Consider the following 23050-nt stretch of genomic DNA (forward strand, 5'->3'; position numbering starts at 1 on the left):
GAGGGCCGGGGTGAGGGTCTGCGCTACAGCACGAAGCTTCAGGCGCGCAGCACGTCCAGCCCGCCCAGGTAGGGCCGCAGCACCTCGGGCACGGTCACGCTGCCGTCCGAGTTCTGGTAGTTCTCCAGCACCGCCACCAGCGTGCGGCCCACCGCCAGGCCCGAGCCGTTCAGCGTGTGCACGAATTCGTTCTTGCCCTGTGCGTTCTTGAAGCGCGCCTGCATGCGCCGCGCCTGGAAGGCCTCGCAGTTGCTGACCGAACTGATCTCGCGGTAGGTGCCCTGCGCCGGCAGCCAGACCTCCAGGTCGTAGGTCTTGGCGGCACCGAAGCCCATGTCGCCGGTGCACAGGTTGACCACGCGGTAGGGCAGCTCCAGGCGCTGCAGGATGGCCTCGGCGTGGCCGGTCATCTCCTCCAGCGCCGCGTAGCTCTTGTCGGGGTGCACGATCTGCACCATCTCGACCTTGTCGAACTGGTGCTGGCGGATCATGCCGCGCGTGTCGCGCCCGTAGCTGCCGGCCTCGGAGCGAAAGCACGGCGTGTGCGCCGTCAGGCGCAGGGGCAACTGCGCCTCCTGCAGCACCTCGCCGCGCACGATGTTGGTCAGCGGCACCTCGCTGGTCGGGATCAGGTACAGCTGCGCATCGTCGGGCACCGGCTCGCCCTCCTGGCCGCCCTTCTTCGCGGCGAACAGGTCGCCCTCGAACTTCGGCAGCTGGCCCGTGCCCTTGAGCGAGTCGGCGTTGACGATGTAGGGCACGTAGCACTCGGTATAGCCGTGCTCGGCCGTCTGCACGTCCAGCATGAACGCGGCCAGCGCCCGGTGCAGCCGCGCCACCGGGCCGCGCATGACGGTGAAGCGCGAGCCGGTCAGCTTGGTGCCCAGATCGAAGTCCAGGCCCAGCGGCGCGCCCAGGTCGACATGGTCGCGCACGGCGAAGTCGAATGCGCGCGGCTGGCCCCAGCGGCGCACCTCGACGTTGCCCGCTTCATCCTGGCCCAGCGGCACGCTCTCGTGCGGCAGGTTGGGCACGGCCACCAGCATGGCCTGCAGCGCGTCCTGGATCTGCTCCAGCCGCGCGGCCGAGCCATCCAGCTCGCCCTTGAGCGCGGCGACCTGCGCCTTGGCGGCCTCGGCGCCTGCCCGGTCGCCCTGGCCCATGAGCTGGCCGATCTGCTTGGACAGCTGGTTGCGCTGCGCCTGCAGCTCCTCGGTGCGCGTCTGCAGCTGTTTGCGCTCGGACTCCAGCGCCTGGAAGGCCTGAACGTCCAGGAAAGGTTGGGGGTTCTTGCGGGTCTGCAGCCGGGCGATGGCCGAGGACAGGTCTTTGCGAAGCAGGAGGATGTCGAGCATAGCCGGCGATTTTAAGAGGCCGCGCACGGCCCTCATGCGCACCGCCGCGGCGCCGATACCATGGACATATCCGCAGCGCGTCCAGGCAAAAGGAATCAGGCCATGTTCTTCGTGTTCGGCCCCTCGGGGCAGATGTTTCGCGGCGGACCGGGGCAGCTGGGCCAGGTGGCGCCGGTGCACCGCGTGCAGCGCCCGCAGGCCCTGCGCGTGGCCACCGACGAGGTCACGCGCGAGGCGCCCGCGCCCCTGCCCCCGCCGCCCGCACCCAGCGTGCCGCTGCGCGTGCTGGAGGCCGTATCCGCCTACGTGCAGACCGAGCAGGGCCCGGCCGAGCCGCGTCAGCAGCTGACGCAGGTGCGCGACGTGATGACGGAGGGCGGCATCGACGTGCCGGCGCAGATGCCCGCGCACGAGGCCTGGGCCTGGATGATCGAGCGCGGCATCGCCCAGGCGCCGGTGCTGAACGCCCAGGGGCTGGTGGTGGGGCTGCTGCTGCGCGCCGACCTGGCACCGACCGAGCTGCTGCCCGGGCGCGATGCCGTGCGCGCCGCCATCGCGCGTGCGCAGCGCACGGTGGAGCAGGCCATGGTCACCCCAGTGCCCACGGTGGCGCCCGACACCGAGCTGCGCCGCCTGGCCAGCGTGCTGCTGGAGACCGGCCTGCCGGGCCTGCCCGTGACCGACGAGCGCGGCGGGCTGCTGGGGTTCGTCTCGCGCACCGACATCCTGCGCGCGGTGGCCAACGACCCGCCGCTGGACCTGTGGAGCTGACGCGGAACGCTCGACCGCTATTTATTCAGGAGCTACAGGCCCTTGCGACTCAAGGGCTACAGGCCATTTTGGCCTGAAACACTCACATCTCCACGCCGGGATCGGTATCCACCACCACCGGCGCCAGCCGCGTGGCCAGCACCTTGTCGATGGTCTTGCCGTCCATGTCCACGACCTCGAACTGCCAGTCCTCCCACTGCACCGTGTCGGTGACGCCCGGCAGCTTGCCGGTCAGCAGCATGACCATGCCGCTGAGGGTGTGGTAGCGCCCGCGCTCTTCCTCGGGGACGCTGGCCAGCTGCAGCCGGTCTTTCAGCTCGGGCACCGGGATGTGCCCGTCCAGCAGCCAGCTGCCGTCCTCGCGCTGCACCGCCCAGGCGTCGGCCGGGTCGAGCGTGGTGAATTCGCCGGTGATGGCCTCGATCAGGTCCTGCAGCGTGACGATGCCCTGGACCTCGCCGTACTCGTCAATGACGAAGGCCATCTGCACGCCCGACTGGCGGAAGTTGTCCAGCAACTCCATGCCGTTGATGGTCTCGGGCACGTACAGCGCGGTCTGCAGCGGCAGGTTGGTCAGCTCGCGCGCGGCCGGCTCGCGCAGCGCGCGCGACAGCCACTGGCGCGCGTTCAGCACGCCCAGGATGTCCTCCATGCCGCCGCGCACCACCGGAAAGCGCGCGTGGTCGGACTCTTCGATGCGCGCCAGGTTGTCCTCGAAGGAATCGAGCACGTCCAGCACCACCACGTCGGCGCGCGGCACCATCAGCGAGCCGATCTGCCGGTCGTCCAGGCGAAAGACGTTGCGCACCATCAGATGCTCGTTGGATTCGATCACCCCGGCGCTGGTGCCCTCGGCCAGCACGGCATGGATCTCGGCCTCGGTGACGGTGGCCGAGGTTTCCTTCACGCCCAGCAGGCGCAGCAGGCCCTGGGTGGATACCGACAGCAGCCGCACGAAGGGCTTGGTGGCAATCGCCAGCCAGTTGATCGGCCGCGCCACCAGGCGCGCCAGCGTCTCGGGGTAGCTCTGGCCCAGCCGCTTGGGCACCAGCTCGCCGACGACGATGGAGAAGTAGGTGATGACCAGCACCACCAGGCCGGTGGCGACCCAGCCGGCAGTCTGCGCGTCCATGCCCAGGCGGATCAGCCACTCGCCCAACGGCTTGGCCATGGCCGACTCGCCGACGATGCCGTTGAGCACGCCGATGGAGGTGATGCCGATCTGGATGGTGGACAGGAAGCGCGTGGGGTCCTCACCCAGCTTGGCGGCGGCTATGGCGCCGCTGTCGCCCTCGTCGATCAGCTTCTGCAGCCGCGCGCGGCGCGCGGACACCAGCGCCAGCTCGGACATGGCAAACAGTCCGTTGAGCACGATGAGGGCGAAAAGTAAGGCGATTTCCATATGCGGGGAGCCCGTGATGCTCCCTGGGTGTGGCGGGACGGGAATTGTAGGAAGGCCTGCATTGTGCAGGGGCTTGCGCCGCGCGCCATGCGGGCGCATGCCGCGTGCCATTGCCGGCTCAGGGGCCAAATCGGGCCTCAGCCCTTGTATTCAAAGGGCCTGCAGCTATTTTTTTGAAAGCAGCCGAGTGCTCAGCCCGCGCTGCAGTGGCGTACCTTGAACTCCACCCGCCGGTCCAGCGAATCGCGCGTGTCGTCGGTGCCGCTGCCGATGATGTTCTCGCGCCAGCCGCGCCCGTCCACCTCGATGCGCCCGGCCAGCGCGCGCTCGTGCGCCAGCAGCAGCTCGCGCACGGCACGGGCGCGGGCCTGCGACAGACGCTCGTTCACCGTCTCGCTGCCGGTGCGGCTGGTGTGCCCGACCACCGTCAGGCAGTAGGCGCCCGCCACCGTCTCGCGCGCAATCTGGCGCAGCCATGCCGGATACACGGCGCTCACCGCGCGCTCGCGCCAAAACTCGGTTGTGCCGGGGTTGAACAACAGGCGCACCGCCAAGTTGTCGGTGGCCAGGCCGAGGGCGACGATCTGCGCGAAAGCGGCCTCGGCCTGCTGCGTCTGGCCCAGCTTGCCGTGGCAGTTGTACAGGCCGTTGAACACCCGTAACTGCTGGCCATCAGGCCGCTGGGCGGCAGCCTGGTAGCGCGCCAGCGCGTCGGCATGGCGGCCGGCGTCGTAGGCCTGGGTGGCCTCGTTGATGAGCGCGGCGGTGTCCAGGGAGGCGAGATACGGGCCGTCGGCGGCGCTGCCCTGCGGCGCGCGCGCGGTCTGGATGTAGCCCTGCGTCAGCCGGTCGGACACCAGCGACGGGCTGTCGGCGAAGTAGGCGGTGGGCGCGGCGTCGATCTCGGCGGCCGCCACCCGCGCGGTGGAGCTGGCGATCACCAGCGCCGTGCGCCGCTCGGTGACGGTGGCGCTGAGCACGTAGTCGGCGCCGCCGCCATCCGGGCGCGCCAGGGTGCCGGCGATGACGTAGTCGGCGTGCTGCACACCCTGGGCGTCGAACGGCTCGATCTTCAGGCCCCCGTCCTGCATCGCCAGGCGCTGCGTCAGCAGCTGGGCGGCATGCGCAGCGCTGGCGGTCTGTTGGCCGCTATGCGCGTCGATGAACGGGTCCAGCACCACACGGCGGCTGCGCATGCGCTGCAGGATGCTGGTGTTGAGCTGCCCCGCCAGGTCGTCGCCCAGGCGCGCGACGGCCACCGGCAGGCTGCCGGCGGCGGCGGCCGGCGGCGCGGGCGGGTTACTGATGCAGGCGGCCAGGACGCCCAGCAGGCAGCCGCCCAGCACATGGCGCGCACGGCGCAGGACAGAGGCGGTCGTCAGTGGCATGTGGTCCCCAGGTAATGGCGATCGGATGGCTGCAGAGTCTCGCCCAGGCTGAAGCGCGACAGCAGCTCAGTGCAGCGCGCGCGCTGCTGGGCCGTCAGCGCCGAGCCAGCAGGGGCCGGCGCGCTGCTGGCGGCAGGCGCGGCATCGGCGCGCGGTGGCTGCGCGGCCTGTCGCCTTGGCGGGGCGACAGATGCCTGGGCAAGCGGCACGCCCACAGCCACAGCCGCTTGGGTCTGGGCCGGCGCCGCTACCGGCGCAGGGCCGGGCTCGGGCCTGGGCGCCGCCCGCACCATCGCTGCGGCGGAAGCGGAAGTCGGGCCGGCCTGTGCCGCTTCGGCCGCAGGCTGCGCTGCATTGGGCCGTGACAGCGCAGCCGTTCGGGCTGTGACATCCGCCAGCGACTGCACCTGGATGGCACCCGCTGCCTCATCGGCCTCGGCCGGGGCGGCGGCTCCGGTGGCGCGAGCGGGCGCCGAGCGCTGGTGCGCCATGAACGCCTCGGAAATCACGATGCCGCACAGAAAGAACAGCGTGATCGCCAGCAGCACGCCGTGCGGGCTGACGGAGCCATTCTCGTCCGTGCCTTGCATTTCTGGCTGTACCAGCGGCGGTGCCGGCTGGCGCCAGTGCAGATGGAAGTGGCGCGCCCAGGCCAGCAACGTCACCGTCAGCAGCGCCGCGCCTACGCCGCGTACCAGCCACCCGCTGGGGTCCAGCAGCGTGAGCATGGCGATGCCAAACGCCACCGCACCGCCCAGCATGTAATACGGCCCCAGCCAGTCGCGCAAGGCAAAACCGGTGTTGCGGATGTCCTGGGCAATCGAACGGTTTTCCATGGGCAGGGCCAAGCGGAGCAAAGGGGCGGAGGCGTCTGGACGCAGAGGGCCGGAGACGCCCTGGGGCTCTGCCGGCATGGCGGGGAAATTGTAAGGGGATGATTCGCCCACCCCCGATGCATGCTCAGGCCATGCCTGTGGCGGGGGGCGCCTCCAGCCTGAGCCCCTTGGGCAGCGGAAATTTCACCGTTTCTTCGATCCCTTCCATCTTGCGCACGGCCACGGCGCCCAGCGCCTTGATGCGCTCGATCACGGCCTGCACCAGCACCTCGGGCGCCGAGGCGCCTGCGGTCAGGCCCACGCGCGAGACGCCTTGGAACCATTCGGCGCGCAGTTCGTCGGCACTGTCCACCATATAGGCGGGCCGGCCCAGGCGCGCGGCCAGCTCGCGCAGGCGGTTGCTGTTGGAGCTGGTCGGGCTGCCGACCACGATCACCAGGTCCACCTGGGGCGACAGCAGCTTGACCGCGTCCTGGCGGTTCTGCGTGGCATAGCAGATGTCCTGCTGCTTGGGCTCGCGGATGGAGGGAAAGCGCGCACGCACGGCGGCGCTGATCTCGGCGGCGTCGTCCACCGACAGCGTGGTCTGGGTGACCACGGCGAGTTTTTCGGTCTGCGCCGGCTGCACGCGCGCCACGTCGGCCACGTCCTCGACCAAGTGGATGCCGCTGTCGAGCTGGCCCATCGTGCCCTCGACCTCGGGGTGGCCCTTGTGGCCGATCATGATGAACTCGTAGCCTTCCTTGGCCAGCTTGGCGACCTCGACGTGCACCTTGGTCACCAGCGGGCAGGTGGCGTCGAAGATGGAAAAGCCGCGTGCGCGCGCTTCTTCCTGCACCGCGCGGCTCACGCCGTGGGCCGAGAACACCAGCGTCGCGCCGGGCGGCACGTCGGCCAGGTCCTCGATGAAGATCGCGCCCTTGGCCTTCAGGTCGTTGACCACGTAGGTGTTGTGCACGATCTCGTGGCGCACGTAGATCGGCGCGCCGAACTTGGCCAGGGCGCGCTCGACGATCTCGATGGCCCGGTCCACGCCGGCGCAGAAGCCGCGCGGCTCGGCCAGCAGGATTTCATGTGGTGCGTTCATGGCCTACAGCACGCCGATGATCTGCACTTCGAACGTCACCGCCACGCCAGCCAGCGGGTGGCTGAAGTCGAAGCGCACCGCGCCGTCGCTCTCGCGCACCTCCAGCGCCAGGCCGGCGTACTGGCCGGCGCCGCCGGGCATGGGGAACTGCACCACGTCGCCCACACGGTACTGCTCCTGCGGGTCGCCCAGCTCGTCGAGCAGCTTGCGCGCCACCCACTGCCGCATGTCGGCGTTGCGCTCGCCGAAGGCCTCGCCGGCGGCCAGCTGGAAAGTCTGGCGCGTGCCTTCGGGCAGGCCGATCAGATACGCCTCCAGCGCCGGCGACAGCTCGCCGGTGCCCACGGTGAGCGTCGCCGGCTTGTCGGAAAAGGTGTTGATCACGTCGCCCGCCGGGCCCGCCAAACGGTAATGCAGCGTGAGGAAAGAGCCGGCCTGCACGAGCGGCGTGCCGGCGGCGGTAGCGTTTGCAGTCATGGAATGGGAGCGGCGCCAGGGCCGGAGAAAGGGAAACGACAGGGCGCCCGCAGGCGCTGGATACACTGCCCGCCATTGTAGGAAACCGGCCCCGACCCCATGCCGCTCAAGGACCTGCCGCCCGACGCCCAACCGCGCGAGAAACTGCTCGCGCGCGGCCCCGCCGCCTTGGCCGACGCAGAGCTGCTGGCCATCCTGCTGCGCACCGGCATCGTCGGCAAGGGCGTGCTGCAGCTGGCCGATGAGTTGCTGGCGCCGCCCGCGCAAGGGGGCTTTGGCGGCATCGCCGGGCTGCTGAACGCCAACATGGCGCAGCTCTCGCGCATCAAGGGCCTGGGGCCGGCCAAGCGCGCCGAGCTGGTCGCCGTGCTGGAGCTGGCGCGCCGCGCGCTGGCCGAGCAGCTGGCCGAGCGCGCGGTGTTCGACTCGCCCGCGGCCGTGCGCCAGTACCTGCAGCTGCACCTGGCGGCGCGCGGGCACGAGGTCTTCGCCGTGCTGTTCCTGGACAGCCAGCACCGGCTGATCGCGCTGGAGGAGCTGTTTCGCGGCACGCTGACGCAGACCAGCGTCTACCCACGCGAGGTGGTGCTGCGCGCGCTGCACCACCACAGCGCCGCCGTCATCCTGGCGCACAACCACCCCAGCGGCAGCGTGCAGCCCAGCCGCGCCGACGAGGCGCTGACGCAGACCCTGAAAAGCGCCCTGGCGCTGGTGGACGTACGCGTGCTGGACCACGTCATCGTCGCGCCGGGGGCGTCGCTGTCGATGGCCGAGCAGGGCCTGGTGTGAACCTTCGGGCGCCGCGCGGGGCGGCAGCGCGCGTCGGCAGGGGCGCAGGCACCTGCGCAGCCACGGGCACCGCCGGGTCAGCACCAGCCCTGTCGGCGAATGCGGCAAGGCCACCGCTCGACCCCGCACCGCCCCGGCCGACGTTGCACGCAGGACATGCATCCAGACCGGCTGCGCCGAGCCCATCGGCGCCGCTGCCGGCAATGGCGCGAAGCCTGACGCGCCTCCTGGCCCTGCCGGCAGCGCTGGCCTGCGCCCTGGCGCTGGGGGGCTGCGCGCCGCTGCCGCGCCCGGCGCCGGGCGACAGCGACGGCGTGCAGCGCGCCGGCGCCACGCCTTCCTGGCTGCGCATCCTGGGCACGGCCGCCATCGCGCCCGGCACCGAGTGGGGCGGCAGCGTCTTTGGCGGCATCTCCGGCATCGACCGCGACCCGGCCACGGACGAGTACCTGCTGATCAGCGACGACCGCTCGGCGCGCGGCCCGGCGCGCGTCTACACCGCGCGCCTGCGCTACGGCGTGCAGGGCCTGGCGCCGCCCGAGATCACCGGCGTGCACTTGCTGCGCGCGCCCGATGGCCGGCCGTTCGCCGCACGTAGTGCGGCGCGCGTCCGCGTGGACGTGCCCGACGCCGAAAGCGTGCGCTGGCTGCCCGGCGCCGCGCAGTTCCTGTGGACCAGCGAGGGCGACTTCGGCCGCGGCTTCGGCCCGCAGATGCGCGCCGCGCACGCCGACGGCAGTCACGCGCGCAGCTGGACGCTGCCGCCTGCCTTCCAGCCCGGCCCAGGGCATGGCCCACGCGGCAACGGCACGCTGGAGGGCCTGGCGCTGGCGCCGGACGGCCGCAGCGCCTGGCTAGCGATGGAACTGCCCTGGCGCCAGGACGGCCCCACCGCGCGCCACGGCCGGCCGGGCGCGCCGGTGCGCATCACCCAGCTGGACCTGGACAGCGGCCGGCCGCTGCGCCAGATCGCCTACCAGCCCGACGCGCCGCCGCAACCGCGCGCCCTGCCCTTCGGGCCCGAGCTGAACGGCGTGAGCGAGATCCTGGCCGACGGCCCGCACCACCTGCTGGTGCTGGAGCGCGCCTACAGCACCGGCCGCGGCTTTGCCGCGCGGCTGTACCGCATCGACACGCGCAGCGGCAGCGACACCCTGGCGCTGCCCGCGCTGGCGCCGGGCAGCCACCGTCCGGCGGCGAAGACGCTGGTCGCCGACTTCGCCGCGCTCGGCCTGCCCGTGGACAACCTGGAGGGCATGGCCTGGGGCGCGCCGCTAGCGGATGGCAGCTGCGTGCTGGTGCTGGTCAGCGACGACAACTTCAACCCGGCGCAGGCCACGCAGTTCATCGCCGCCGAGTACCGCCCGCCCGGCGGCGGGAATGCCGCCTGCGGTACAACCGGCGGGCCATGAATGCCGCCGTCCGTCCCAGCCTGTCCGTCCACTCGTTCGCCGACCTGAAGCCGGTGCGGCGCGCGCTGGCCGAGGCCGCGGCGCAGCAGGCCGAGCGCGAGCGCCTGCAGCGCGAGGCGGCACGGCGCGCGCAGATCGAGCGCCAGCTGTTCGCGCACAGCGTCGGCCCGGTGCAGCCTTTGCGGGGCCAGGACGAGCGCCACTGGCACCAGCACCAGCTCCCTGAGCCGGTGCCGGTGCAACGCCAGCTGGACGAGGCGCGCGTGCTGCTGGAGTCGCTCAGCGACGAATTCGACGTGACCACGCTGCTGGACGTGGACGACCAGCTCAGCTACCGCCGCCCCGGCATGGGGCTGGACGTGACGCGCAAGCTGCGCTCGGGCGCCTGGAGCATCCAGCGCCACCTGGACCTGCACGGCCTGCGCACCGACGAGGCGCGCGAGGCGCTGGCCGAGTTCATCCGCCTGGCGCACCGCACCGGCCTGCGCTGCGTGCGCGTGGTGCACGGCAAGGGCCTGGGCTCGCCCGGCCGGGTGCCGGTGCTCAAGAGCCGGGTGCAGCGCTGGCTGGTGCAGAAGAAGGAAGTGCTGGCCTTCGTGCAGGCGCGGCCACTGGATGGCGGCGCCGGGGCGCTGGTGGTGCTGTTGGTGCCGGGAAGGCGTTAGCCCCTTTTTTCGGCGCCACGCGCCGGAGGCGTCCTGGCGTAAACCCCAGCAAACCACCTGGTCCGGTTGCAGCAGGCAGTCTAGGTGCCGACCATGGCGCTCCAGCACCTGCCTACTAACACCAAGGAGATCGGTATGCACCATAAAAGAGCTTGGCTAGTCGCCAGCGCCGCCCTGGCCCTGGGCGCCTGGGCCCTGCCTGCCGCGGCGCAAGCCGACCGCCCCATCACCATCGTCGTGGGCGCATCGCCTGGCGGTTCCACCGACACGCTGGCGCGCGTCATCGCGCAGAGCATGGGCGCCACGCTCAAGCGCACCGTGCTGGTGGAGAACAAGCCCGGCGCGGGTGGCAACATTGCTGCGCAGTACGTGGCCAAGAGCGCACCGGACGGCTCGACGCTGCTCATGAGCTTCACCAGCCACACCATCAACGCCACGCTGTTCAAGAAGCTGCCGTTCGACCCGGTGGCCGACTTCACGCCCATCACCATGGTCGCCCAGGTGCCCAGCGTGCTGGTGGCGCGCAAGAACGCACCCTTCGACGACGTGCGCGGCCTGATCGACTACGCCCGCAAGCACCCGCAAAAGCTCAGCTTCGCCATCGGCGGCCAGGGCTCGTCGCTGCACCTGGCCAGCGAACAGTTCAAGTTCGCCACCCAGACCGACATCGTCAACATCCCCTACAAAGGCACCGGCCCGGCCCTGACCGACCTGCTGGGCGCCGACACGGTGGACCTGATGTTCGCCAGCACCATCAACGTGCTGCCGCACTACAAGCAGGGCACGCTGAAGTTCCTTGGGGTGAGCAGCCTGAAGCCGCTGCCGCAGTTCCCTGGCCTGCCACCCATCGCCGACGTGGTGCCGGGCTACCGCTCCGAGGCCTGGTTCGGCCTGTTCGGCCCGGCCAAACTGCCGGCCGAGGTGACGCAGCAGCTCTACGGCGCAGTGCGCAAGGCACTGGAATCGCCCGAATACCGCCAACGCATGGAGAGCGAGGCCGCCACTGTGCCCACGATGACCCCGGCGCAGTTTTCGGAGTTCGTCAAGAAGGACGTGCAGTTCTGGGGCGACATCGTGAAGAAGTCCGGGGCCACGGTGGAATGACACCGCGCACCCTGGCACAGAAGCTGGTCGGCCGGGCCTGCGGCCATCCGCAGGTGCAGCCCGGCGACATCGTCACCTGCCGCGTGGACCTGGCGATGATGCACGACTCCGGCGGACCACGGCGCCTGAAACCCCACCTGGACGCACTGGGCGTGGGCGTGTGGGACCCCGAGCGCATCGTGGTCGTCACCGACCACTATGTGCCCGCCACCGACGCGGGCAGCGCGCAGATCGTGCGCCTGGCGCGCGACTGGGTGCGCGAGCAGGGCATCCGCCACTTCTACGACGAGCAGGGCATCTGCCACGTGGTCACGCCGCGCCACGGGCACCTGCACCCGGGCATGTTCGCCGTAGGCGGTGACAGCCACTCGTGCACCGGCGGCGCTTTCGGCGCCTACATGTTCGGCATCGGCGCCACCGAGATGCTGGGCGTGGCGGTGACGGGCGAGATCTGGCTGCGTGTGCCCCACACCATCGCCATGGAGTGGACCGGGCGGCTGCCGGACGGCGTGTGCGCCAAGGACATGATGCTGCACCTGTGCACCCGCTTCGGCATGGAGGGTGGCCAGTACGAGGCCGTGGAGTACTGCGGCGAGGCCGTGCAGGCGCTGTCGATGAACGAGCGCATGACGCTCGCCAACATGACCGCCGAGCTGGGTGGGCAGGTGGGCCTGATCGCCCCCGACGCCACCACGGCGCAGTGGCTGCAGGACGCGGGCGTGCCGCCGCAGGCGCTGCAGGACCTGGCGCACTGGCGCACGGATGACGGCGCGCCCCTGCTGCAGCACCATCGCCTGGCCGCCGGCGCGCTGGCGCCGCAGGTGTCCGCGCCCGGTTCGCCCGCCCAGGCCCAGGACGCCGCGGCCTTCGCGCACGAGCGGCTGGACATCGCCTACATCGGCGCCTGCACCGGCGCCAAACTGGACGATCTGCGCATGGCCGCGCAGGTGCTGCGGGGCCGGGGGCGCGCCGCGCCGGGCGTGCGGCTCATGGTGGCGCCCGCCAGCGCCCAGGACCAGCGCCAGGCCGCGGAGGAAGGCGTGCTGCAGGTGCTGCTGGACGCCGGCGCCGAACTGCTGCCTACCGCCTGCGGCGCCTGCGCCGGCTACGGCGCCAATACCTTCGGTCCTGATACCACCGCCATCAGCACCACGGCGCGCAACTTCACCGGCCGCATGGGCGCGGCGTCCTCGCGCGTGTTCCTGGGCTCGCCCTATACGGTGGCGGCCTCCGCCCTGGCCGGGCGCATCACCGACCCGCGGGAGGTCCTGGCATGAGCGCAACGACCATGGCTGGCGAGGCCGGCCGCTGCTGGGTCTTCGGCGACGACATCAACACCGACTACCTGGCGCCGGGCAAGTACATGAAGTTCGCCATCGACGTGATCGCCCGCCACTGCCTGGAGGACGTCGAGCCCCGCTTCGCGGCCGAGGTGCAGCCGGGCGACATCGTGCTGGCCGGGCGCAATTTCGGCGCGGGCTCCTCGCGCGAGCAGGCCGTGGAGGTGCTGCGCCACCTGGGCGTGCGCTGCGTCGTCGCCCGCTCCTTTGCCGGGCTGTTCTACCGCAACGGCTTCAACCTGGGCCTGCCGCTGCTGCTGGGCCCGCAGGCGCCGGAACTGCCCGCCTGGGGCATCGCGCCGGGCACGCCGGCGTGGCTGGACCTGCCGTGCGCGCAGCTGCACGTGCAGGGCCAGGATGAGGCCCTGCGATGCCAGCCCATTCCGCAGCACCTGCTGACCTTGGTGGCCGACGGCGGCTTGGTCGCGCACCTGCGCAAGCGCATCGAACGCGAGCGCCAGCGCCCCCCTTCCCTGGATTGAGTGAACGCATGAGTCTGCAACAACGCATTCGCGAACCCGGCATCGTGGTCGCCCCGGGCGTGTACGACGCCCTCTCCGCCCTGCTGGTCGAGCGGGCCGGCCTGCAGGCCGCCTACCTGTCGGGCGCCAGCGTGGCCTACACGCGCTTCGGCCGCTCTGACATCGGCCTGCTGAGCCTGGACGACGTGGCCAACGTCACCACCAACATCCGCGAGCGCGTGGAACTGCCGCTGATCGTCGATGCCGACACGGGCTTTGGCAACGCGCTGAATGTCATGCGCACCGTGCGCCTGTTGGAGCGCGCCGGCGCCTCGGCCATCCAGCTGGAGGACCAGACCGCGCCCAAGCGCTGCGGCCACCTGCAGGGCAAGTCGGTCATCGGCGTACAGGAGATGTGCGGCAAGATCCGCGCCGCGGTGGATGCCCGCCGCCAGGCCGACACCGTCATCATCGCGCGCACCGACGCCGTGGCCGTGGAAGGCCTGGACGCGGCGCTGGAGCGCGCTGCGCGCTACGCCGAGGCCGGCGCCGACATGCTGTTCGTGGAGGCGGTGCGCAGCCGCGAGCAGATGCAGCGGGTCAACCGCGAGCTGGGCGCGCTGTGCCCGCTGATGGCCAACATGGTCGAGGGCGGCCTGACGCCGGTGTCCGGCGCACAGGACCTGGCAGAGCTCGGCTACCGCCTGGTGATCTTTCCTGGCGGCACGGTGCGCGCGCTGACGCACGCGCTGCAGGGCTATCTCGCCAGCCTGCAGGCGCACGGCAGCACCGCCCCGTGGCAGGGGCGTATGCTGGACTTCGACGGTCTGAATGCCGTCATCGGCACACCCGAACTGCTGGCCCTGGGACAGCGCTACGGTTGAGCGCGCCCACGGCAGGCGAGGCAGCCGCGCCGATAATTCTCCGCACGCGCCTGCCACGGGCGCGGCGAGGAGACGAGCGCCGATGGCTTTGCCTGCTTCACCCCCGTTGTTCCAGCAGGTGGCGCAGGTGCTGCGCCAACGCCTGCAGGACGGCACCTATCCGCCAGGCATCCCTCTGCCGGGCGAGCGCGAGTTGACACGCGAGTTCGGCGTGGCGCGCACCACCATCCGTTCGGCCCTGGCGCGGCTGCAAGAGGAAGGCTGCGTCACGCGCCTGCGCGGCCAGGGAACACTGCCGGTGCCCCAGCCCAGTACCCAGGAGCATTCCAAGATCCGCAACGGCCTGCTGGAAAACATCCTGCGCTTTGGCCAGCGCACGCGCATCGCACTGGTGTCCGTGCAGTTCGTAGCGGCCGTGCCTGCCGTGGCACGGGCGCTGCAGGTGTCGCCAGGCAGTCGCGTCATGCAGGTGGTGCGGGTGCGCAAGTCGCGCCAGACACCACTGCTGTGCACCGAGGCGTACCTGCCGCCGCACGTGGCCGCGGCCATCGACCTCTGCGCGCTGCAGGACATGCCACTGCTGGAGGCGATCGAGCGCGCGGGCCATTCCTTCGCGCAGGGTGAGCAGGAACTGATCGCCGTGCAGGCCACACCCGAGGTGGCGGCGCTGCTACAGATCGAGCCAGGAGCACCGCTGCTGCGCGTCAGTCGAGTGGTTTCGAATGCGCAGGGCGTGCCGCTGCAATACCTTCTCGGTCACTATGCGCCCGAGCGTTACCAATACCGCATGCGCCTGTCGCGCACGGGGGGTGCTACGCAGGTGTGGATCACCGATTGAACGGTAAGTGCTGCCGTGTCCGCGTGGGGCTCAGCGATTGCGCATCCAGTCCGCAGTGCCCATGAAACTCTCGTTCAGGCGCTCGCGCAGCGCTGCTGGCACGCCCTGCTCGCCCATCGCTTGGTCCATGCAGGCGACCCACTGGTCGCGCTCCAAGATGCCGATGGAAAACGGCAGGTGCCGCGCGCGCAGGCGCGGGTGGCCGAAGCGGCTCTGGTAGTGATCCGGCCCGCCCAGCCAGCCACAGAGAAACCAGAACAGCTTGTCGCGCGCGTCCTGCAGCGTGCTGCCATGCGCGGCGCGCAGCTCGGCATAGCCAAGCTCCAGGTCCATCAGATCGTAGAAGCGATCGACCAGCGCGCGCACGCCGGCCTCGCCGCCCAGCTGCTCAAAGGGGGACTGCGCGGGCGGTGGCGAGGTGTCAGGCGGCATGGGCCAGAAATCTCCAGGAAAACCAGCACAGGCCAGCGTGGAACAAGGAAAGCGTGCTGCTATTTTAGTAGTGCCTGGCAGACTGGGTAGGGCCAAAAATTGGAATCTGACCCCGATTAACGCGCCGATTAACGGTGGAAATTGGAATCTGACCCCAATAAAGATCAGTAGTCCTTGTACGGCAGGAACTTGCCCGACAGCACCACCCGCACCCGGTCGCCCTTGGGGTCGGCTTCGCGCTGTATGTCCATGGAAAAGTCGATGGCGCTCATGATGCCGTCGCCGAATTCCTCGTGGATCAGCTCCTTGAGCGTCGAGCCGTAGACGTTGACCACCTCGTACCAGCGGTAGACCAGCGGATCGGTGGGCACGGCAGTGGCCAGCGAGCCCTTGGACGGCACGACCTGCAGCCAGCGCTGCTCCTCGTCATTCAAGCCAAAAATGCCGCCCAGCGCCTCGGCCTGCTCGGCCGTGGCGGTCATCTGGCCCAGGCACAGCGCGGTGGTCCATTCCTTGGACCGCCCCAGCTGCGCCGCCACGTCGGCCCAGCGCAGGCCCTTGGCCACCTTGGTGCTGATGATCTTCTCGGTCACGTCCATGCGGTTCATGCGGTCCTCCTCAAGGGGTTTGCGGGTTGTCCACGCCCGGTCGGGCGCCCGGCCATTGTGGGCAGCGTCTGTCAGACGGGCGATGACCTGCATCAAGCCCGGCATCCGGGCTGCACCTCAGACCGCAGGGCGCGTGCGCAAGCTGTCCGCCCAATCGTCCCGCGGCATGCCCTGGCCGGCCGGCTGCTGGTCGCGCGAGTTCGAGCGCCACAACCCGCCCGCCCAGAACAGCTGCGGCGCGGTGCGGTACCAGAACCAGCGGCCGTCGGCGTCCTGCGCCAGCCAGTTCCAGCCATCGGGGGCTTGCGACCAGTCGGGGGCGTTTTCGGGGGCAGTGGTGGAGTCAGGCATGGCGCAACGGAGATTTCAGATAAAAACGGCTGTGGCCCATATTCCACGACGGCCTATAGCTACATTTTCGATAGCATCAGGCGGAGGCTTCGCGCAGCGTCTGCACCACCGGGCGGCGCAGCACCTCGCGCAGCGCCCACCAGCCCGCCGCCAGCGCCAGCGCCGCGCCGGCCAGCGCGCCGGCCAGGGGCACCCACAGCGGCGCGTTCCACTCGAAGTCGAACACCTGGCGCGCCAGCAGCCAGCCCACGGCCAGCGCGACGCTGCTGGCCAGCAGCCCGGCCAGCAGGCCGACCCCGGCGAGCTCCGCGCGCTGCACCTGGCGCAGCAGCTGGCCGCTGGCGCCCAGCGCGCGCATCACTGCCAGCTCGCGCGCCCGCGCCTCGCGCGAGCCAGCTATCGCCGCGAACAGCACGGCCAGCCCGGCCGCCAGGGTGAAGACGAACAGGAACTCGACCGCGCGGATGACCTGCGACAGCACGCCCTGTACCTGCGCCAGCGTGGCGCTCAGGTCGACGTTGGTGATGTTCGGAAAGTCGTGCACCAGCGCGTTGTCGAACGCGGCGCTGCCGCCGCCGGGCGCCCCCCCTTGCCCGGCGGCGCCCGCGCGCGGCGGCGTGCCGGGCGCGGGCGCCGGCTGCGGCGGCCAGCGCTCGGGCGCGCGGTAGGCGGCCAGATAGGTCAGCGGCATGTCGGGCATCTCGGCCAGCGGATACAGCACGAAGAAGTTGGCGCGCATCGAGCCCCAGTCCACGTGGCGCAGGCTGGTGATGCGCGCCTCGCTCAGGATGCCGCCGATGTCGAAGCGCAGCGTGTCGCCCAGCCGCAGGCCCAGCGTCTTGGCGATGCCGTCCTCGACGCTCACCGCCCCGGCCTCGCCCGCGCGCCAGGCGCCGGCGCTGATGCGGTTGTGCACCGGCGGCTGAGCGGTGTGCGACAGGTTGAATTCGCGGTCGACCAGGCGGCGCGCGCGCCCGTCGGCATAGTCTTCCAGCCGCACCTCGCGCCCGTTGATGGCCACCAGCCGGCCGCGGAACATCGGGTACCAGTCGTACTCGGCCACACCGGCTGCCGCCAGGCGCGCGCGAAAGTCCACGGCCTGCTCGGGCAGGATGTTGATGACGAAGCGGTTCGGCGCACTGGCCGGCGTGGCGCGCTGCCAGCTGGCGATCAGGTCGGTGCGCAGCAGCACCAGCAGTACCAGCGCCAGCAGGCCCAGCGCCAGGCTGGTGACCTGCACCACCGCCTGCACCGGGCGTGCCGCCAGCTGGCGCGTGGCCAGCAGCAGCCAGCGCGGCGCGCGTGTCTCGGGCACCAGCCGCGCCAGCGCGCGCACCGCCAGCCAGGCCAGCGCCGCGAACAGCAGCGCCGCGCCGGCAAAGCCGCCCACCGCGATGGCGCCCAGCTTGGCGTCACCCGCCAGCAGCAAGAGCAGCGCGCCGAAGCCTGCCAGCCCCGCCGCCAGCACCAGCAGCGACGCCGGGCGCGGTCCGGCCAGGTCGCGGCGCAGCACGCGCAGCGCCGGCACGCGCGCCAGCTGCAGCACCGGCGGCAGGCCGAAGGCGGCCAGCAGCGCCAGCCCCACGCCTACACCCAGCGCCGCCGGCGCCAGCGTGGCCGCGGGCAGGTCGGACGCCACCAGCCCGGCCAGCAGCAGCACGAAGGCATGGTGCACCGCCCAGCCCAGCAGCACGCCTAGCAGGCTGCCGATCAGCCCCACGGCGAAGAACTCCAGCGCGTAGGCGCGCGCGATGGTGCGCTGCGGCGCGCCCAGCACGCGCAGCAGCGCCGCGCCGTCCAGGTGCCGGGCGGCGAAGCTGCGCGCGGCCAGCGCCACCGCCACCGCGGCCAGCAGCGCCGCCAGCAGCGCCACCAGGTTGAGGAATTTCTGCGCCCGGTCCAGTGTCTGGCGCATCTCGGGCTGGCCGCTGTCGAGCGACTCGACGCGCACGCCGCGCACCTCGGGACGCGCGGCCTCGGCCTGCGCCCAGTCGGCGAAGCGCCGCGCCGCGTTGGGCTCGCCCGCCACGGCGAAGCGCCAGGTGATGCGGCTGGCCGGCTGCACCAGGCCGGTGGAGGGCAGGTCCTGCGCGTTCACCAGCACGCGCGGGGCGAAGTTGGCGAAGCCCGCGCCGCGGTCCGGCTCCAGCGTGACGATGCGCGCGATGGTCAAGCGCGCGTCGCCCAGCAGCAGCGCGTCGCCCGGCGCCAGGCCCAGCGCCGCCACCAGCGCGGCGTCCACCCACACCTCGCCGGGCGCGGGGATGGCGTCGGTCGGCCGGCCCGGCTGCCCCGGCGCATCGGCCACCTGCAGCCGGCCGCGCAGCGGGTAGCCGGGCTCGACGCCCTTCAGCGCCACCAGGCGCGCCGCCCCGCCGTGCGCGTCGTCCGCGCGCGCCATGGTCGGAAATCCCAGCGTGCTGGCGTGGCGCAGGCCCAGGTCTTCGGCCTGGCGCACGAAGGCGGCGGGCGTGGCGTTGTCGCTGGCCACGACCACGTCGCCGCCCAGCAGCTGCAGCGCATCGCGCGCCAGCGCGCCCTGCAGGCGGTCGGCGAAAAAGCCCACCGAGGTCAGCGCCGCCACGGCCAGCAGCACCGCCACCAGCAGCAGGCGCAGTTCGCCGGCGCGCAGGTCGCGGCGCAGCGCGCGCCAAGCCAGGGGCAGCGCGCGCGGGCGGGCGGCTTCAGTCATGTAGATCAGACATAGCGCAGCGCCGTGGGTGGGCGGCACAGCCCCCACAGCTGCATGCCGGCTTCGCGCGCCAGCTGCAGCGCCAGCGTGGTCGGCGCGGAAATGGTGGCCAGCGCCGGCACCTGCAGGCGCGCGCATTTCCTCACCAGCTCGTAGCTGGTGCGGCTGGTCATGACGACGAAGCCTGGCTCGCCCAGCCGACCCGCCAGCGCCAGGCGGCCCAGCAGCTTGTCCAGGGCGTTGTGCCGGCCCACGTCCTCCAGCACGTCGGTCAGCTCGCCCTCGGGCGTGGCCCAGCCGGCGGCATGCAGCGAGCCGGCACGTACGTTCAACACCTGGCACTGGCCCAGCGTGGCGAACGGGCGCAGCACGCGCGCCGCGTCCAGCCGTGCGCACCAGTCGGGCGTGGCCATCGGGGCCGGATGCAGATCCAGCGCCTGCAGGCTGTCGATGCCGCACACGCCGCAGCCGGTGCGCCCGACCAGGGCGCGCCGGCGCTCCTTCAGCCGCATGAACTGGCGCGGCGGGATCTCGACATGCACCGCGCAGCTCTCGTCGGGCGTGCCGCTGCCCTGCTGCAGCACCTGCACGTCGCGGCACTCGTGCGCCTGCTCGACCACACCTTCACTCAGGGCGAAGCCCACGGCAAACTCGGCCAGGTCCTGCGGCGTGACCATCATGACGGCGTGCGAAATGCCGTTGAACACCAGCGCCACCGGCACCTCGGCAGCCAGGTCCAGCGCCTGCGGGACACAGACGCCCGTGCCGGCATGGTGTTGCTGCGCCGTGCCCGGCCGCAGCGGCACCGATGTTTCGGGCAGCAAGTGGCAATTGGTGGCGAACTCGATGGCAGACATGCAGCGACGATACCAGCGCTGCAGCAGTGCGCGCATTCCCCCAGGGCGCATCGCGGGGACTTTTTGCTCCCGCCCGCCGGCCAGGCAGGGGTCGCCTGCGGGACGGGCCTGCGGGCAGGCTCTACGTGCAAACCCGTAACCCCTTTGTAAGTTTTAACCGGAAGATGGACGGGTCTCGTTGTCTCGATACCGATACCTATATTTCCCACGACAGGAGGTTCCATCATGGACATGAACCGCCGGCACTTCTTCCGCGTGAGCGGGGCAGGCCTGGTGGGCTCCAGCCTGGTTGCCATGGGCTTTTCGCCCGCGACCGCGCTGGCCGAAGTGCGCCAGTACAAACTGGCCGCTGCCACCGTAACCCGCCAGACCTGCACCTACTGCTCGGTCGGCTGCGGCCTGCTGATGTATTCCCTGGGCGACGGCGGCAAGAACGCCGTCAGCTCGGTGTTCCACGTCGAAGGCGACCCGGACCACCCGGTCAACCGCGGCACGCTGTGCCCCAAGGGCGCAGGCCTGCTGGACTTCATCAACAGCCCCAACCGGCTGCTGTACCCCGAGTACCGCGCGCCCGGCAGCAACGCGTGGCAGCGCCTGTCCTGGGACGACGCGCTGACGCGCATCGCCAAGCTGCTCAAGGACGACCGCGACGCCAACTTCCAGGCCAAGACGGATGACGGCCTGCTCGTCAACCGCTGGCTGACCACCGGCATGCTGGCCGCCTCGGCGTCGAGCAACGAGGCCGGCTACATCACCTACAAGGTCGCCCGCTCCTGGGGCATCCTGGCGTTCGACAACCAAGCCCGTGTTTGACACGGCCCGACGGTGGCAGGTCTTGCCCCGACGTTTGGCCGTGGAGCGATGACGAACCATTGGGTCGACATCAAGAATGCGGACGTCATTTTGATCATGGGCGGCAATGCCGCCGAAGCACACCCGTGCGGTTTCAAGTGGGTGACCGAAGCGAAGGCGCACAACAAGGCGCACTTCATGGTGGTCGACCCGCGCTTCAACCGCTCGGCCTCGGTCGCCGATTTCTACGCCCCCATCCGGTCGGGCTCGGACATCGCGTTCCTGGGCGGGATGATCAATTACCTGCTCAGCCACGACAAGATCCAGCACGAGTACGTGCGCAACTACACGGACTTCAGCTTCATCGTGCGCGATGACTTCCAGTTCGTGGACGGCATCTTCTCGGGCTACAACGAGGAAAAGCGCACCTACGACAAGAAGAGCTGGGACTACGAGCTGGGCGAGGACGGGTATGTGAAGACCGACCCCACGCTGCAGCACCCGCGCTGCGTGTACCAGCTGATGAAGCAGCACTACGCGAGCTACACGCCGGAGAAGGTGGAAAGCGTCTGCGGCACGCCGAAGGAGAAATTCCTGCACGTGTGCGAGAAGTTCGCATCCACCGCCGTGCCGGGCCGCGCCGCGACCATCATGTACGCGTTGGGCTGGACGCAGCACTCCATCGGTTCGCAGATCCTGCGCTGCGCCGCCATGGTGCAGCTGCTGTGCGGCAACATCGGCGTGGCCGGCGGCGGCATGAACGCGCTGCGCGGGCACTCCAACATCCAGGGCCTGACGGACCTGGGCCTGCTGTCGTCCAGCATGCCGGGCTACCTGTCGCTGCCCAACGAGAAGGAGCAGGACTACCAAGAGTACATGGCCGCGCGCACGCCCAAGACGCTGCGACCGGGGCAGATGAACTACTGGCAGAACTACCCGAAGTTCCACGTCAGCCTGATGAAGTCGCTGTTCGGCGCGGCGGCCACGGCCGAGAACAACTGGGCCTTCGAGTACCTGCCCAAGCTGGACAAGCAGTACGACATGCTGCAGTACTCGCAACTGATGAACGAGGGCAAGGTCAACGGCTACATCGCGCAGGGTTTCAACCCGCTGGCGTCGCTGTCCAACAGCACCCGCGTGCGCGACGGCCTGGCCAAGCTGAAGTTCCTGGTCATCATGGACCCGCTGGCGACCGAGACGTCGGAGTTCTGGAAGAACCACGGCGAGTTCAACGACATCGACACCGCGTCGGTGAAGACCGAGGTCTTCCGCCTGCCCACGACCTGCTTCGCGGAGGAAGAAGGCACCGTGGTCAGCTCCTCGCGCGTGCTGCAGTGGCACTGGAAGGCGGCCGAGCCGCCGGGCGAGGCGCGCACCGACGTGGCCATCATGTCGGCGCTGCACCTGCGCCTGAAGGACCTGTACCAGAAGGAAGGCGGGGCCTTTCCCGACCCGATCGTCAACCTCGACTGGAAGTATTCCCAGCCGGCGCACCCCTCGTCCGAGGAGATCGCCAAGGAATACAACGGCCGCGCGCTGGTCGATCTGGCGGACCCGAAGGACCCGACGAAGATCGTGCGCGCCGCCGGCCAGCAGGTGGCGGGCTTCGCCGAGCTTCGCGACGACGGCACCACAGCCAGCGGCTGCTGGATCTATGCCGGCTGCTGGACGCAGGCCGGCAACCAGATGGCGCGGCGCGACAACTCCGACCCGACGGGCATCGGCAACACGCTGAACTGGGCCTGGGCCTGGCCGGCGAACCGCCGCGTGCTCTACAACCGGGCGTCGGCCGACGTGCAGGGCAAGCCGTTCGACCCCAAGCGCAAGCTGGTGGAATGGAACGGCAAGGCCTGGGTGGGCGCGGACGTGCCCGACACCGGCGTGGGCATCGCGCCCGAGACCGGCAACGGCCCGTTCCTGATGAACCCCGAGGGCGTGGCGCGCTTCTTCGCGCGCAAAGGCCTGGCCGAAGGGCCGTTCCCCACGCACTACGAGCCGTTCGACACGCCGCTGGGCTTCAACCCGATGTACCCGGACAACCCCAAGGCCACGTCCTCGCCGGCCGCGCGGGTGTTCGACAACATCTGGGAAACCTTCGGCAAGGCCGCGGACTATCCGCACGTGGGCACGACCTACCGCCTGACCGAGCATTTCCACTACTGGACCAAGCACTCGCTGGTCAACGCCATCACCCAGCCCGAGCAATTCGTCGAGATCGGCGAGGCGCTGGCCAAGGAGATCGGCATTGTCGCGGGCGACCGGGTCAAGGTCAGCTCCAAGCGCGGCCACATCAAGGCCGTGGCGGTGGTGACCAAGCGCATCAAGCCGATGCAGATCGAGGGCAAGACCGTGCACCACGTGGGCATTCCCATCCACTGGGGCTTCAAGGGCCTGACCAAGCCGGGCTACCTGGCCAACACCCTGACCCCCTTCGTGGGCGACGGCAACACCAACACGCCCGAGTTCAAGACCTTCCTCGTGAAGGTCGAGAAGGCTTAAAGGAGTCACG

Annotated in this window: 21 protein-coding genes; 10 read left to right on the forward strand and 11 right to left on the reverse strand. The window is 70.6% G+C overall.

What is annotated here, in order from left to right:
* Positions 1-38: 38 nt before the first annotated feature.
* A complete protein-coding gene (gene serS, locus BLQ61_RS06465; protein WP_091568040.1) occupies positions 39-1355 on the reverse strand; it encodes a serine--tRNA ligase in 1317 nt (438 codons plus the stop codon).
* A 102-nt stretch (positions 1356-1457) separates the two neighbouring features.
* Between serS and BLQ61_RS06470 the strand changes: the two genes are divergently transcribed.
* Positions 1458-2126, forward strand: coding sequence for a CBS domain-containing protein (locus BLQ61_RS06470; protein ID WP_091568042.1), 669 nt, complete (start codon positions 1458-1460; stop codon positions 2124-2126).
* Positions 2127-2208: 82 nt separating this feature from the next.
* On the opposite strand, the gene BLQ61_RS06475 is transcribed toward BLQ61_RS06470, so the two are convergent.
* The 5 genes from BLQ61_RS06475 to BLQ61_RS06495 all read right to left on the reverse strand — a co-directional run bounded on the left by BLQ61_RS06475 (position 2209) and on the right by BLQ61_RS06495 (position 7316).
* Complete coding sequence (locus BLQ61_RS06475) at positions 2209-3528, reverse strand: hemolysin family protein (protein ID WP_091568045.1); 1320 nt, start codon at positions 3526-3528, stop codon at positions 2209-2211.
* 191 nt (positions 3529-3719) lie between these two features.
* Complete coding sequence (locus BLQ61_RS06480; RefSeq protein WP_091568047.1) at positions 3720-4916, reverse strand: OmpA family protein; 1197 nt, start codon at positions 4914-4916, stop codon at positions 3720-3722.
* Complete coding sequence (locus tag BLQ61_RS06485; RefSeq protein ID WP_091568053.1) at positions 4907-5752, reverse strand: hypothetical protein; 846 nt, start codon at positions 5750-5752, stop codon at positions 4907-4909. The genes BLQ61_RS06480 and BLQ61_RS06485 overlap by 10 nt, the downstream gene beginning before the upstream one ends.
* Positions 5753-5876: 124 nt before the next feature.
* The gene (gene ispH, locus BLQ61_RS06490; RefSeq protein WP_091568056.1) at positions 5877-6839 is read right to left on the reverse strand and encodes a 4-hydroxy-3-methylbut-2-enyl diphosphate reductase; all 963 of its coding nucleotides are present in this window, start codon (positions 6837-6839) and stop codon (positions 5877-5879) included.
* A 3-nt stretch (positions 6840-6842) separates the two neighbouring features.
* Positions 6843-7316, reverse strand: a complete 474-nt coding sequence (locus tag BLQ61_RS06495; protein WP_091568059.1) for an FKBP-type peptidyl-prolyl cis-trans isomerase — start codon at positions 7314-7316, stop codon at positions 6843-6845.
* 99 nt (positions 7317-7415) lie between these two features.
* On the opposite strand from BLQ61_RS06495, the gene radC reads away from it, so the two are divergent.
* The 8 genes from radC (at position 7416) to BLQ61_RS06535 (ending at position 14809) form a co-directional block, all read left to right on the forward strand.
* Positions 7416-8105: a RadC family protein gene (radC, locus tag BLQ61_RS06500; RefSeq protein ID WP_091568062.1), complete on the forward strand. Its 690-nt coding sequence runs from the start codon at positions 7416-7418 to the stop codon at positions 8103-8105.
* 203 nt (positions 8106-8308) lie between these two features.
* Positions 8309-9517, forward strand: a complete 1209-nt coding sequence (locus BLQ61_RS06505) for an esterase-like activity of phytase family protein (RefSeq protein WP_091568065.1) — start codon at positions 8309-8311, stop codon at positions 9515-9517.
* Complete coding sequence (locus BLQ61_RS06510) at positions 9514-10182, forward strand: Smr/MutS family protein (RefSeq protein ID WP_091568067.1); 669 nt, start codon at positions 9514-9516, stop codon at positions 10180-10182. Before BLQ61_RS06505 ends, BLQ61_RS06510 begins: the two co-directional genes overlap by 4 nt.
* A 135-nt stretch (positions 10183-10317) precedes the next feature.
* Entirely contained in the window at positions 10318-11286 is a 969-nt protein-coding gene (locus BLQ61_RS06515) for a Bug family tripartite tricarboxylate transporter substrate binding protein (protein ID WP_091568606.1), read from the forward strand.
* Complete coding sequence (locus tag BLQ61_RS06520; RefSeq protein ID WP_091568070.1) at positions 11283-12563, forward strand: 3-isopropylmalate dehydratase large subunit; 1281 nt, start codon at positions 11283-11285, stop codon at positions 12561-12563. Before BLQ61_RS06515 ends, BLQ61_RS06520 begins: the two co-directional genes overlap by 4 nt.
* Positions 12560-13108, forward strand: coding sequence for a LeuD/DmdB family oxidoreductase small subunit (locus BLQ61_RS06525; protein WP_091568071.1), 549 nt, complete (start codon positions 12560-12562; stop codon positions 13106-13108). The genes BLQ61_RS06520 and BLQ61_RS06525 overlap by 4 nt, the downstream gene beginning before the upstream one ends.
* 8 nt (positions 13109-13116) lie before the next feature.
* A complete protein-coding gene (locus tag BLQ61_RS06530) occupies positions 13117-13971 on the forward strand; it encodes an isocitrate lyase/PEP mutase family protein (protein ID WP_091568074.1) in 855 nt (284 codons plus the stop codon).
* An 82-nt stretch (positions 13972-14053) separates the two neighbouring features.
* Positions 14054-14809, forward strand: coding sequence for a GntR family transcriptional regulator (locus BLQ61_RS06535; protein ID WP_091568077.1), 756 nt, complete (start codon positions 14054-14056; stop codon positions 14807-14809).
* A gap of 30 nt (positions 14810-14839) precedes the next feature.
* On the opposite strand, the gene BLQ61_RS06540 is transcribed toward BLQ61_RS06535, so the two are convergent.
* The 5 genes from BLQ61_RS06540 to fdhD all read right to left on the reverse strand — a co-directional run bounded on the left by BLQ61_RS06540 (position 14840) and on the right by fdhD (position 19785).
* A complete protein-coding gene (locus BLQ61_RS06540) occupies positions 14840-15241 on the reverse strand; it encodes a group II truncated hemoglobin (RefSeq protein WP_091568080.1) in 402 nt (133 codons plus the stop codon).
* Positions 15242-15405: 164 nt separating this feature from the next.
* The gene (cynS, locus tag BLQ61_RS06545; RefSeq protein ID WP_091568083.1) at positions 15406-15849 is read right to left on the reverse strand and encodes a cyanase; all 444 of its coding nucleotides are present in this window, start codon (positions 15847-15849) and stop codon (positions 15406-15408) included.
* Positions 15850-15966: 117 nt separating this feature from the next.
* Entirely contained in the window at positions 15967-16200 is a 234-nt protein-coding gene (locus tag BLQ61_RS06550; RefSeq protein WP_091568085.1) for a hypothetical protein, read from the reverse strand.
* 76 nt (positions 16201-16276) lie between these two features.
* Positions 16277-18892, reverse strand: coding sequence for an ABC transporter permease (locus BLQ61_RS06555; protein WP_091568609.1), 2616 nt, complete (start codon positions 18890-18892; stop codon positions 16277-16279).
* Between the two features lie 5 nt (positions 18893-18897).
* Positions 18898-19785: a formate dehydrogenase accessory sulfurtransferase FdhD gene (gene fdhD, locus BLQ61_RS06560; protein WP_245703878.1), complete on the reverse strand. Its 888-nt coding sequence runs from the start codon at positions 19783-19785 to the stop codon at positions 18898-18900.
* Between the two features lie 186 nt (positions 19786-19971).
* On the opposite strand from fdhD, the gene fdnG reads away from it, so the two are divergent.
* Entirely contained in the window at positions 19972-23040 is a 3069-nt protein-coding gene (gene fdnG, locus BLQ61_RS06570; RefSeq protein ID WP_217629385.1) for a formate dehydrogenase-N subunit alpha, read from the forward strand.
* Positions 23041-23050: the final 10 nt, after the last annotated feature.

The organism is Oryzisolibacter propanilivorax (genome assembly GCF_900103645.1).
Taxonomy (GTDB): domain Bacteria; phylum Pseudomonadota; class Gammaproteobacteria; order Burkholderiales; family Burkholderiaceae_C; genus Melaminivora; species Melaminivora propanilivorax.

Coding starts and splice junctions, on each gene's coding strand:
- serS (WP_091568040.1), bottom strand. CDS start 1,355: ATGCTCGACATCCTCCTGCTTCGCAAAGACCTGTCCTCGGCCATCGCC.
- BLQ61_RS06470 (WP_091568042.1), top strand. CDS start 1,458: ATGTTCTTCGTGTTCGGCCCCTCGGGGCAGATGTTTCGCGGCGGACCG.
- BLQ61_RS06475 (WP_091568045.1), bottom strand. CDS start 3,528: ATGGAAATCGCCTTACTTTTCGCCCTCATCGTGCTCAACGGACTGTTT.
- BLQ61_RS06480 (WP_091568047.1), bottom strand. CDS start 4,916: ATGCCACTGACGACCGCCTCTGTCCTGCGCCGTGCGCGCCATGTGCTG.
- BLQ61_RS06485 (WP_091568053.1), bottom strand. CDS start 5,752: ATGGAAAACCGTTCGATTGCCCAGGACATCCGCAACACCGGTTTTGCC.
- ispH (WP_091568056.1), bottom strand. CDS start 6,839: ATGAACGCACCACATGAAATCCTGCTGGCCGAGCCGCGCGGCTTCTGC.
- BLQ61_RS06495 (WP_091568059.1), bottom strand. CDS start 7,316: ATGACTGCAAACGCTACCGCCGCCGGCACGCCGCTCGTGCAGGCCGGC.
- radC (WP_091568062.1), top strand. CDS start 7,416: ATGCCGCTCAAGGACCTGCCGCCCGACGCCCAACCGCGCGAGAAACTG.
- BLQ61_RS06505 (WP_091568065.1), top strand. CDS start 8,309: ATGGCGCGAAGCCTGACGCGCCTCCTGGCCCTGCCGGCAGCGCTGGCC.
- BLQ61_RS06510 (WP_091568067.1), top strand. CDS start 9,514: ATGAATGCCGCCGTCCGTCCCAGCCTGTCCGTCCACTCGTTCGCCGAC.
- BLQ61_RS06515 (WP_091568606.1), top strand. CDS start 10,318: ATGCACCATAAAAGAGCTTGGCTAGTCGCCAGCGCCGCCCTGGCCCTG.
- BLQ61_RS06520 (WP_091568070.1), top strand. CDS start 11,283: ATGACACCGCGCACCCTGGCACAGAAGCTGGTCGGCCGGGCCTGCGGC.
- BLQ61_RS06525 (WP_091568071.1), top strand. CDS start 12,560: ATGAGCGCAACGACCATGGCTGGCGAGGCCGGCCGCTGCTGGGTCTTC.
- BLQ61_RS06530 (WP_091568074.1), top strand. CDS start 13,117: ATGAGTCTGCAACAACGCATTCGCGAACCCGGCATCGTGGTCGCCCCG.
- BLQ61_RS06535 (WP_091568077.1), top strand. CDS start 14,054: ATGGCTTTGCCTGCTTCACCCCCGTTGTTCCAGCAGGTGGCGCAGGTG.
- BLQ61_RS06540 (WP_091568080.1), bottom strand. CDS start 15,241: ATGCCGCCTGACACCTCGCCACCGCCCGCGCAGTCCCCCTTTGAGCAG.
- cynS (WP_091568083.1), bottom strand. CDS start 15,849: ATGAACCGCATGGACGTGACCGAGAAGATCATCAGCACCAAGGTGGCC.
- BLQ61_RS06550 (WP_091568085.1), bottom strand. CDS start 16,200: ATGCCTGACTCCACCACTGCCCCCGAAAACGCCCCCGACTGGTCGCAA.
- BLQ61_RS06555 (WP_091568609.1), bottom strand. CDS start 18,892: ATGACTGAAGCCGCCCGCCCGCGCGCGCTGCCCCTGGCTTGGCGCGCG.
- fdhD (WP_245703878.1), bottom strand. CDS start 19,785: ATGCGCGCACTGCTGCAGCGCTGGTATCGTCGCTGCATGTCTGCCATC.